General features: G+C 45.2%; 9 protein-coding genes and 1 tRNA gene. 6 read left to right on the forward strand and 4 right to left on the reverse strand.

The genetic code is table 11. The annotated features are described in order from the left end of the window. Positions 1 to 203: 203 nt before the first annotated feature. Positions 204 to 277 (reverse strand) — tRNA-Met (locus QZ327_RS13715). A 258-nt stretch (positions 278 to 535) separates the two neighbouring features. Between QZ327_RS13715 and QZ327_RS13720 the strand changes: the two genes are divergently transcribed. From QZ327_RS13720 to QZ327_RS13735, 4 genes are all read left to right on the forward strand, one after another. After that, complete coding sequence (locus tag QZ327_RS13720; RefSeq protein ID WP_294620206.1) at positions 536 to 922, forward strand: START-like domain-containing protein; 387 nt, start codon at positions 536 to 538, stop codon at positions 920 to 922. A 76-nt stretch (positions 923 to 998) separates the two neighbouring features. Continuing rightward, positions 999 to 2,906, forward strand: a complete 1,908-nt coding sequence (locus QZ327_RS13725; RefSeq protein WP_294620208.1) for an LptF/LptG family permease — start codon at positions 999 to 1,001, stop codon at positions 2,904 to 2,906. A 14-nt stretch (positions 2,907 to 2,920) separates the two neighbouring features. Then, complete coding sequence (locus QZ327_RS13730) at positions 2,921 to 4,135, forward strand: bifunctional 3,4-dihydroxy-2-butanone-4-phosphate synthase/GTP cyclohydrolase II (RefSeq protein WP_294620210.1); 1,215 nt, start codon at positions 2,921 to 2,923, stop codon at positions 4,133 to 4,135. Between the two features lie 81 nt (positions 4,136 to 4,216). Continuing rightward, complete coding sequence (locus QZ327_RS13735) at positions 4,217 to 5,410, forward strand: pyridoxal phosphate-dependent aminotransferase (protein ID WP_294620212.1); 1,194 nt, start codon at positions 4,217 to 4,219, stop codon at positions 5,408 to 5,410. 77 nt (positions 5,411 to 5,487) lie between these two features. On the opposite strand, the gene QZ327_RS13740 is transcribed toward QZ327_RS13735, so the two are convergent. Then, positions 5,488 to 5,658 (reverse strand): DUF362 domain-containing protein, encoded by a 171-nt coding sequence (locus tag QZ327_RS13740; RefSeq protein WP_004292360.1) that lies wholly within the window; start codon positions 5,656 to 5,658, stop codon positions 5,488 to 5,490. A 170-nt stretch (positions 5,659 to 5,828) separates the two neighbouring features. After that, the gene (locus QZ327_RS13745) at positions 5,829 to 7,661 is read right to left on the reverse strand and encodes a DNA polymerase III subunit gamma/tau (protein ID WP_294620217.1); all 1,833 of its coding nucleotides are present in this window, start codon (positions 7,659 to 7,661) and stop codon (positions 5,829 to 5,831) included. Positions 7,662 to 7,803: 142 nt separating this feature from the next. Here QZ327_RS13745 and QZ327_RS13750 point away from each other — a divergent pair, with 142 nt between their 5' ends. Further along, entirely contained in the window at positions 7,804 to 8,118 is a 315-nt protein-coding gene (locus QZ327_RS13750) for a septum formation initiator family protein (RefSeq protein WP_294620219.1), read from the forward strand. Continuing rightward, positions 8,118 to 8,456, forward strand: a complete 339-nt coding sequence (locus tag QZ327_RS13755) for a hypothetical protein (protein WP_294620221.1) — start codon at positions 8,118 to 8,120, stop codon at positions 8,454 to 8,456. Before QZ327_RS13750 ends, QZ327_RS13755 begins: the two co-directional genes overlap by 1 nt. Positions 8,457 to 9,281: 825 nt before the next feature. Here QZ327_RS13755 and QZ327_RS13760 read toward each other — a convergent pair. After that, positions 9,282 to 9,549, reverse strand: a 268-nt coding sequence (locus QZ327_RS13760) for a hypothetical protein (protein WP_294620223.1), incomplete at its 5' end; no start/stop codon positions are given.

Raw genomic sequence — 9,549 nt, forward strand, 5'->3', positions numbered from 1 at the left:
TACACCAAAGATAGGGGTTTTAACTAATTCCCCCAAGTTTTCAAACTGAACCTTTTTTATAAATTCAAACATAGTATGCGCCGATGCTTCTTTACGTTGGTCTTTCTTTTTGTGCAAAATCTGTGCAAATGCCCTTAAAAACAAAAAAGACACTCAAGAGTGGAAGCCTCTCAAATGCCTTATGTCTAAACTTTTAAGTTTTGTAGCGGGACCCGGGATTGAACCGGGGACCTCATGATTATGAATCATGCGCTCTAACCAGCTGAGCTATCCCGCCATCATTTCTTGATTGCGGGTGCAAAGATATAGCTTTTATTTAAACTACCAAAACTTTTTTGTTTATTTTCTGTTGTTTATTTTGTCATTTGGATGAAGAAAAAGAGTTCGCTTCTTTTTTTTGAAATGATATTGTATAACATTATCAGTACTTTAGCGTGCTGTTGTAGTATAAGACTGAATGAAATAATGAATTATTTTTTTTCTAATTAGAAAAAAGTATTTATCTTGGGTGGCACAATAAAAAGTAGAATTGACTATGGAAAGAAAAAAAATACATTTGGAGTATCTTTTGAATGCGACTTCTAAAAGTATTCTTTGGACAGCAATAAGCACTCCTACCGGTTTGGAAGGATGGTTTGCAGACAGGGTTCAATCGGATGACAAGACCGTCTCCTTCTTTTGGGGGAAAACGGAAAGGCGCGATGCCGAGATTATTGCTTTGCGGGCATACTCTTTTATCCGTTTTCACTGGCTTGACGATGAGAACCCACGCGAGTATTTTGAATTAAAGATGACAAATAGCGAATTGACCAATGATTTTGTGCTTGAGATAACTGATTTCACCAATACAGATGAAGTAAACGATTTATGTGAATTGTGGGAATCTCAGGTAGATACTTTGCGCAGAACATGTGGTTTTTAGTTAACTTTCAATTAAAAATTTCCCGTACTCCCTTTTTTGTGCTACTTTTGTGCGTTTATTGCATGAAACAAGTAAAATGCTGCGCATAAAAAAGTTAGATATATTTATATTAAAGAGCTTTTGCATGCTCTTTATGGGCACTTTTTTCATTTGCCTGTTCATCTTCATATTACAGTTTCTGTGGAAATACGTAGATGAAATGGTAGGGAAAGGATTGGAAATTAGTATTCTTGCCCAGTTTTTTTTCTATTCCGCGTTGAGATTGGTTCCAATTTCATTGCCCTTGGCTATCCTGTTGGCAGCTCTCATTACTTTTGGAAATTTCGGAGAGCGTTTTGAATTGTTGGCAATGAAAGCGGCCGGTATTTCTTTGCTGAAAATTATGCGCCCGTTAATTGTATTCATTACTATTATATCTTGCGTTTCCTTCTATTTTCAGAATGTGATCGGACCACAGGCTGAAGTCAAGCTTTGGACATTATTGATTTCAATGAAACAGAAATCACCGGAGGTGGACATTCCGGAGGGCGTGTTTTATGACGAAATAGACGGGTATAATTTATATGTGAAACATAAAAATCGTAAGACAGGTGTACTGTACGATGTGTTGATTTATAACTTTGAGAAAGGATTTGAGAATGCGCAAATAATTAAAGCGGATTCCGGCAAATTGGAGATGACGGCAGACAAGCAGCATCTTTATCTGCACCTTTACAGCGGTGAACAGTTCGAAAACCTGAAGTCGCAGAGTATGAGCCAGAAGAATGTGCCCTATCGGCGGGAGACTTTCATTGAGAAGCATGCGATTATAGAATTCGATTCGGACTTCAATATGGTAGATGCAGGATTTATGAACAACCAGTCCAACAGTAAGAACATGAGAATGTTGCAGGCCGGTATTGACTCTATGAAGGTACAGAATGACAGTGTCGGGCGTGCTTATTATAAGGAGGCTATGGCTGGCACTTATAAAGTCACTTCCAACACCTTGAGCAAGGCAGATACGATGAAGATAGAGTCTGCCCGTCTGGACAATTACGATGTGGATAGCCTGTTCAATGCGGCTACTTTGATGCAGAAACAAAAGATTATATCTACAGCTGTAAGTCGTGCGGAGAGCGCGGCAAGTGACTGGAGTTTTAAGGGGTTCAATATATCGCAGACGGAAATAAGCTTGCGGCGTCATATGACTTCCTGGCACGAGAAACTGACACTCTCATTAGCCTGCCTTATCTTCTTTTTTATTGGTGCACCGTTGGGAGGTATTATTCGTAAAGGAGGATTGGGTATGCCGGTGATAGTGTCTGTACTTATTTTCATTATCTATTACATTATTAATAATACGGGTTTTAAAATGGCTCGTGACGGTAAATGGATTGTATGGATGGGTATGTGGACCAGCACGGCAGTATTGGCACCGTTGGGTGCATTCCTTACCTATAAGTCCAATAACGATTCGGTGGTGCTGAATGCCGATGCTTATATCAATTGGTTTAAGAAGATAGCAGGTATCCGTAGTGTCCGCCACCTGTTCCGTAAAGAGGTGATTATCCACGACCCGGATTATGTCCGTTTGCCGGGCGAACTTCAACAACTGTCGGCAGATTGCCGTGCGTATGCCGAAAAGAAAGCTTTGAAGCGAGCGCCCAATTATTTCAGATTGTGGATGGATGATACGCCGCATGACGAGGAAGTAACGGCAATCAATGACCGGATGGAGGCTTTGATAGATGAAATGTCCAATACAAAATCCGTAGCGTTGCTGACGGCATTGAATCGTTATCCCGTTATAGCCGTTCATGCCCATGTGCGCCCTTTCCGTAATTACTGGCTGAATATGTTGTGTGGAGTGATAGTTCCTGTCGGTTTGTTTTTCTATTTTCGTATTTGGGCATTCCGTATCCGGTTGAATAAGGATATGGCGCGGATTATCCGTACAAACGAGGAGATTCAGAATATCATAAAAGTCAATCAGAACAAATAATAAAGAATAAATATATGGAGAAAGTAAAGTTGGATACGATAGAAGAAGCCATTGAGGATTTCAAGGCAGGTAATTTCGTGATTGTAGTCGATGATGAAGATCGTGAAAATGAAGGTGACTTGATTATCGCAGCCGAAAAGATAACACCGGAGAAAGTGAACTTCATGTTGAAGCATGCGCGTGGCGTGTTGTGTGCACCGGTTACGGTATCGCGTTGCCATGAGTTGGATTTGCCTCACCAGGTGACTGACAATACCTCTGTATTGGGGACTCCTTTTACAGTGACTATTGATAAACTGGAAGGCTGTTCGACCGGTGTCTCTGCTGCAGACCGTGCCGCAACTATTCAGGCGTTGGCTGATCCGGCTTCTACTCCGGCTACTTTCGGTCGCCCCGGACACATCAATCCGTTGTATGCGCAGGAAAAAGGGGTGTTGCGCCGTGCCGGCCATACCGAAGCTACGATTGATATGTGCCGTTTATCCGGTTTTTATCCTGCCGGCGCACTGATGGAGATTATGAATGAAGACGGAACGATGGCGCGCCTGCCCGAATTGCGTAAGATGGCGGATGAGTATAATTTGAAACTGATTTCTATCCGCGACATGATAGCCTATCGTTTGCAACAGGAGTCTATCGTGGAAAAAGGCGTGGAGGTGGATATGCCGACAGGGCATGGACATTTTCGTCTCATTCCTTTCCGCCAGAAATCCAATGGTTTGGAGCATGTAGCTTTATTCAAGGGTACGTGGGCACCCGATGAACCTGTGCTGGTGCGTGTGCACTCTTCTTGTGCCACGGGAGATATCTTCGGCTCTATGCGTTGCGATTGCGGCGAGCAGTTGCATAAGGCTATGGAGATGATTGAGAAAGCCGGTAAAGGAGTTGTTGTCTATCTCAATCAGGAAGGACGCGGTATCGGTCTAATGGAAAAAATGAAAGCATATAAACTCCAGGAAGACGGTATGGATACGGTAGATGCCAATATTTGTCTCGGACATCTGGCAGACGAGCGTGATTACGGTGTGGGTGCTCAAATCCTGCGTGAACTTGGTGTGCATAAGATGCGTCTGCTTACAAACAACCCGGTGAAACGTGTCGGTCTGGAAGCCTATGGTTTGGAGATTGTAGAGAATGTGCCGGTTGAAACAACCCCGAATCAATATAACGAACGTTACCTGCGTACAAAGAAAGAACGTATGGGGCATACGCTTCACTTCAATAAGTAACTGTCTTTTTGTTTTAATATATTGAAGAAATTTGCTTATTTTGCAACCGGATTTATGTAATAACTATTAAATAGAAATAAGATGAATCAATTATCAGATCGTTTGAACAGCTTGTCGCCTTCCGCGACACTGGCTATGTCTCAGAAAAGCGCTGAGTTGAAAGCTCAAGGCGTGGATGTAATTAACTTGAGTGTCGGAGAACCTGATTTTAATACGCCCGACCATATAAAGGAGGCAGCAAAAAAGGCGATAGACGATAACTTCTCTCGCTATTCGCCCGTTCCGGGTTATCCGGCATTGCGTAATGCCATCGTAGAGAAATTAAAGAAAGAGAACGGTCTGGAATATACGGCAGCACAAATTTCTTGTGCCAATGGTGCCAAACAATCGGTTTGTAATGCGATTTTAGTACTGGTAAACCCGGGCGATGAGGTAATCGTACCTGCTCCGTATTGGGTTAGTTATCCTGAGATGGTGAAATTGGCAGAAGGTAAGCCGGTGATTGTTACGGCAGGTATCGAGCAGGATTTCAAGATTACGCCTGCCCAGTTGGAAGCTGCTATTACACCGAAGACCAAAGCTCTGATTCTTTGCTCTCCCTCCAATCCTACCGGCTCTGTATACAGCAAGGAAGAACTTGCCGGATTGGTTGCCGTATTGGCAAAACATCCGCAGATAGTTGTTATAGCCGATGAAATCTATGAACATATCAATTACATCGGCAAGCACCAGAGCATAGCGCAATTCCCCGAAATGAAAGAGCGTACCGTGATTGTAAATGGTGTTTCCAAAGCGTATGCCATGACCGGTTGGCGTATCGGTTTCATTGCCGGACCGGAATGGATTGTAAAAGCTTGTAACAAATTGCAAGGACAGTATACCTCAGGACCATGTTCTGTGTCTCAGAAAGCAGCTGAAGTTGCTTATACGGGAACGCAAGCTCCGGTGGAGGAAATGCGTAAAGCTTTCGAACGTCGTCGTGACCTCATCGTGAAGCTGGCTAAGGAAGTGCCGGGATTTGAAGTGAACGTGCCGGAAGGGGCTTTCTACCTGTTCCCGAAGTGCAGTTCTTTCTTTGGCAAATCTGCCGGTGACCGTAAGATTGAGAATTCGGATGATTTGGCTATGTACTTGCTGGAAGTCGCTCATGTGGCATGTGTGGGCGGTACATCGTTTGGTGCTCCCGAATGTATCCGTATGAGCTATGCTACCAGTGACGAGAATATAGTGGAAGCTATTCGCCGCATCAAGGAGGCGTTGTCGAAACTTGCGTAGTTTCTTTGCGGGTATTGAAATAAAAAAGGCTCGGTTTCATTTGAAACCGAGCCTTTTCTCTTTTTCTTAGGATTGTATTATTCTCCCGGATGAATTGCTTCAGAAGGGCAAACATCTGCACAAGTACCGCATTCAGTACAAGTTTCAGGGTCGATAGAATAGATATCGCCTTCAGAGATAGCGCCTACCGGACACTCGTCGATACAAGTTCCGCAAGCGATACAATCGTCACTAATTACGTAAGCCATTTTCTTTAATTTTTAAATTATTAGTACTAATTTGTCCGGCAAAAATAGCTGTTTTATTCAATACTTGCTATCAATCTTGATTAAAAACGTTTAATTTGTACCTTGTCTAAATAATGACATGGGTGAACGTACATATAATCAGGCAGTAAACATCGGGTATGCGGACCGGTTTAGTAGAGTTCCAAACCGAATACCTCTTTCAATTGCAAAAGAGCTTCGTTTTTCTGTGCCATCATTTGGAATTTTTCGACACGGCCGTATGCACGTACTTTCTCGGTAGGAGCACTGATGCGCACGGTCATGGTTACCTTACGGTTTTTCAGCCGGGCACGCAGATATTCTTGCATGTGGGGAATCATCGAGATAAACTCTTTTGCAACAATCTCATTGTCCACGACCGCTTCGAAAGTGGTGGCGTTCAGTAGCGTGACGCGCATATTCTGCATGCGCTTGGCGATGGCTACCTGCTCCTTGGGCATGCGTCCGGCATATTCCTGCCAATAATAGTTTACATCTCTTTCGTTGAAGATATAGTCTTCTTCCGGCTGTACCGGTTGCTGTGCGGTGACGGTTGCGGTTGTGCTTTTTGCCGCTTCTTCCGCTTTCGGTCGTTTGATAGATACGCCAAGCCCTGACATTTTCATTACCGGAACCTTCTTTTCCTCTTTTCCCTGTGCCAGCAGAATGCCGGTAGGCGTGGCATGGGAGGGGGGAGTTGCGGCAGTGGCATTGGCAGGAGATATGGTGGCAGGAGTAGCGGCAGCAGGAGCAACCTGCGATTGGACCGTGGCGACTGTTTGCGGTTGGGGCGCAACGGGAGCGACCTGCGGCTGCTGTGCGGCTGCGGGCTGTGTGAATATGGGTTTTATGGCTTGTTTAGGGCTACGCCCATTGCCTGTATCGTCCCCTTCGGCAGTGATTTGGGCTACTTGTATCAAGGTCAGCTCCACTAGCAACCGTTTGTTCTTGCTGGCGCGATAGTTCAAATCGCAGTCGTTGCACAACTTCATGGCGCGGTAAAGGAAAGGCAACGGGCACTTTTGCGCCTGCGTTTGATAGCGTTGCCGTATGCTTGCGCCCACTTCGAGCAGGGGAAGGGTCGCCGGATCTTTACTCACCAGCAAATCGCGGAAGTGCGAGGAGAGGCCGGTGATGAAATGGCTGCCGTCAAATCCCTTGTTCAGCACATCGTTCAACAGCAACAGGGCGTCACTGACTTTGTTCTCTATAAAATGGTCGGTCAGTTTGAAGTAGTATTCGTAATCCAGCACGTTCAAATTTTCGATTACGCTTTGATAAGTGATGCGTCCGCCGGTGAAACTCACTACTTGGTCGAATATGGACAAGGCGTCACGCATGCCTCCGTCTGCTTTCAGCGCGATGACGTTGAGCGCTTCCGGTTCGGCGGTAATGCCCTCTTTGGATGCCACGTATGCCAAATGTGCCACGGTGTCTTCTACGCCGATACGGTTGAAGTCGTATATCTGGCAGCGTGACAGGATGGTGGGCAATATCTTGTGCTTCTCGGTGGTGGCAAGGATGAAGATGGCATGGCGCGGCGGCTCTTCCAATGTCTTCAGAAAAGCATTGAAAGCAGAGGCGGACAACATGTGCACCTCGTCGATGATGTATACCTTATATTTGCCAATCTGTGGCGGTATGCGTACTTGCTCCACCAATTGCCGGATATCGTCCACGGAGTTGTTGGATGCGGCGTCCAGTTCGTGAATGTTGTATGAGCGCTGTTCGTTGAAGGCGGTACACGATTCGCATTGGTTGCATGCCTCTCCCTCCGGCGTGGGGCTCATGCAGTTGATGGTCTTGGCAAAAATACGTGCGCAGGTGGTTTTCCCGACGCCGCGCGGACCGCAGAAAAGATAGGCGTGTGCCAGTTTGCCTGTGGCGATGGCGTTCTTTAAGGTGGTGGTCAGCGCACGTTGCCCTACTACCGACTCGAAAGTCGAGGGGCGGTATTTCCGTGCCGATACGATATAATTTTCCATATTCAGGGTGTTCTTATCACTTAATATAGCGTGCAAAGAGGGGTGTCGCCTTCCTTTGCTTTTGTGCAAATGTACGCAAAAAAAAGAAATTTCTCAGTTATTCGTCTTATCTTTGTGCACAAAGAAACAATAACAGAATTACATGGATAGACTTGCTTCCCTTTGGACGTTTCTCCGCGGACGTAAATACCTGAAATATCAGGTAACGCTCGTGCTGTTTGTCGTACTCGTTGGCTTTTTGGATGAAAACAGTATTGTGCGCCGGCTGAGCTATTACCGCGAGGAGGTGCTCTTGCGTGAGGAAATAGACAAGTATCGCACGGAGTATGAAGAGAATACCCGTCGTCTGAACGAGCTTGCCGTCGATTCCGGTTCTATTGAGAAGATAGCCCGCGAAAAGTATCTGATGAAGAAGCCCAACGAAGATATTTATGTATTTCAAGAAGACGTAGAATAATGAAACAACTGATACCCGCCCTTTTTACTGTGGGGGCTGTAATGCTTCTGTTCGGTGCTGCCGTTTATGTCACAGGCTGGCAGTTCTCGCCCTATGTGTATACGATAGGTGCTGCCTTTGTGGCGTTGGCGCAAATCAACTCTCCTTCCAAATACAAAACTCCTACTATCAAGCGCTTGCGGCGCCAGCAGATATTCGCAGCGTTGTTGCTGGTGCTTACCGGGGGCTTTATGTTTTTTACGCATGGCAATGAGTGGATTGTTTCGCTGACTATTGCTGCTGTCCTTGAACTTTATACTTCGGCACGTATTCCGCAAGAGGAAGCAAAGGAGCAATAAATACAGGTGGATTGTCCTGTTTTTGTCCCTCAATCCATCTTTGCATACGCATCGTAGTTGTTGATGCGTTTTCCTGGCATGTGCTTTGCTATCCGGAATTGAGGCTCATGCTGCATTAAAGATTTAATACTTTCTTGATTTGTCCCACGGCTCTTTCATTAAAAGAGGTTGCAGGAGTTGCCGGTAGTTAAAGGCGGGGTGATAGTATCGCTATACATCACAGCGCTATCGGCTTCTGATTTTTAAGATCAAAGGGCGATAATTACTTCTAACTTCCTTAAATGAAAGAGCCGTGAATTCGTCCCGAATTTTTCAAGGATTCTTTCTTTGGATACTTTTTACTTTGTCCGTAGAGGATGGCGGAACTAAAATCGGTTATTATTTTATCCTGCCAGCCTGTTTTTTTCTTTTTTCTCTTTTTTCGTTCTGTTATAATGCAACCATCACTGTTTTATTCCATGTCAAACTGTCGTTAAAAGTTCCATTTCCCTTTCTCCTTCGCCTGTGCCTTTCTTCGTTTGCAGGCGTTTGCTGCATAGGTTCCGTATATCCATTCATCTTTTTCCGATAAGCATTCGTCTTTTATGCAGCATTCCGTTTTTTCTCCCGTTGTACACAAGTGTTTCATCCTACAGACGCAGGCGTTCAAGACGGCAGAGTCCAGTGCCTGTTCCGACAGACACTAATGTTTGTCGTAATAGACACTAATGTCCATCACGAGCGGCATTAATGTCTGTCGCCCGAGACGGTGTTATCCGTCAACCGTGATGCCCGCTCGGGTGATTTCCGGCATATTTCCGCCCCGGTTGTTTTGTAATTATTTCGCTATCTCCTTGGTTGTGTGTGACATGTACGTTTCCTGTTCCGTTTTTTCCGACCGGCCTGCCATTGGTGCGTAAACAGGCTATTCTGCTCGATTTGAAAATACAAACTGTCAGGATGCACGGCCGTAATGACAAAAAGACAAACCGGCTTTTTTCCCGCCGCCCCTTTTCCTGCACCGGTTTGTATTTTTCCCATTGGTGTTTTTTCCCTGGGCATCCTCTGCCTTTTTGGGGCTTTGCCCCCCGCTTTAGAGGCTCTTTTCTGATTT

Source organism: uncultured Bacteroides sp. (assembly GCF_910578895.1).
Classification (GTDB): Bacteria; Bacteroidota; Bacteroidia; order Bacteroidales; family Bacteroidaceae; genus Bacteroides.

Coding starts and splice junctions, on each gene's coding strand:
- QZ327_RS13720 (WP_294620206.1), top strand. CDS start 536: ATGGAAAGAAAAAAAATACATTTGGAGTATCTTTTGAATGCGACTTCT.
- QZ327_RS13725 (WP_294620208.1), top strand. CDS start 999: ATGCTGCGCATAAAAAAGTTAGATATATTTATATTAAAGAGCTTTTGC.
- QZ327_RS13730 (WP_294620210.1), top strand. CDS start 2,921: ATGGAGAAAGTAAAGTTGGATACGATAGAAGAAGCCATTGAGGATTTC.
- QZ327_RS13735 (WP_294620212.1), top strand. CDS start 4,217: ATGAATCAATTATCAGATCGTTTGAACAGCTTGTCGCCTTCCGCGACA.
- QZ327_RS13740 (WP_004292360.1), bottom strand. CDS start 5,658: ATGGCTTACGTAATTAGTGACGATTGTATCGCTTGCGGAACTTGTATC.
- QZ327_RS13745 (WP_294620217.1), bottom strand. CDS start 7,661: ATGGAAAATTATATCGTATCGGCACGGAAATACCGCCCCTCGACTTTC.
- QZ327_RS13750 (WP_294620219.1), top strand. CDS start 7,804: ATGGATAGACTTGCTTCCCTTTGGACGTTTCTCCGCGGACGTAAATAC.
- QZ327_RS13755 (WP_294620221.1), top strand. CDS start 8,118: ATGAAACAACTGATACCCGCCCTTTTTACTGTGGGGGCTGTAATGCTT.